Origin of the sequence: Anaerovorax odorimutans (assembly GCF_024459955.1) — a bacterium.
GTDB lineage: Bacteria > Bacillota > Clostridia > Peptostreptococcales > Anaerovoracaceae > Hominibacterium > Hominibacterium odorimutans_A.
In genome coordinates, this window is sequence record NZ_JANFXK010000106.1 from 1 (window position 1) to 408 (window position 408).

The following is a 408-nucleotide window of genomic DNA, read 5'->3' on the forward strand; positions in this document are numbered from 1 at the left end:
GAATTTGCGTCTGCCGCGTCGGTTCCGCCCGCGTAGGCGTCCCCATGTCCGCCGCTGGCTCCGCAAGGGACGCGATGGCGTTGATTAGGCCGCGCGATACGGCTTCCTTAACTTCATAGGCGCTTAGTTCAATCATGAATTTCATTTAATGATCCTCCTTTGTGATTTCAACGATAATGTTCTCCTGGCCGGTAAGCCCCAGCTCTTTCAAGTGCGCTTTCCGGATGTACAGGGTGCCGATGACCGGTTCTTCGGATAATTCCCGATACCGGATCGTGCCTTTTGTTTCTTTTTCAACTTCAAACTTGATTTTCATGTTCCCTCCGTGGTATCCTTAAAGTGGTTTTAGTGATGGGCATCTGCTTTTGACGTTCCAGCGTCCGCGGATGCTCGTCTTTTTTGTTCTGT

The 408-nt window shown here is 50.7% G+C and carries 1 protein-coding gene; it reads right to left on the reverse strand.

Going from position 1 to position 408, the window contains the following annotated elements:
- Positions 1–145 precede the first annotated feature (145 nt).
- A complete protein-coding gene (locus tag NE619_RS18075) occupies positions 146–316 on the reverse strand; it encodes a hypothetical protein (RefSeq protein WP_256133871.1) in 171 nt (56 codons plus the stop codon).
- Positions 317–408: the final 92 nt, after the last annotated feature.

Bases quoted from the DNA above. Each gene is read 5' to 3' on its own strand.
- NE619_RS18075 (WP_256133871.1), bottom strand. From the start codon at position 316: ATGAAAATCAAGTTTGAAGTTGAAAAAGAAACAAAAGGCACGATCCGG.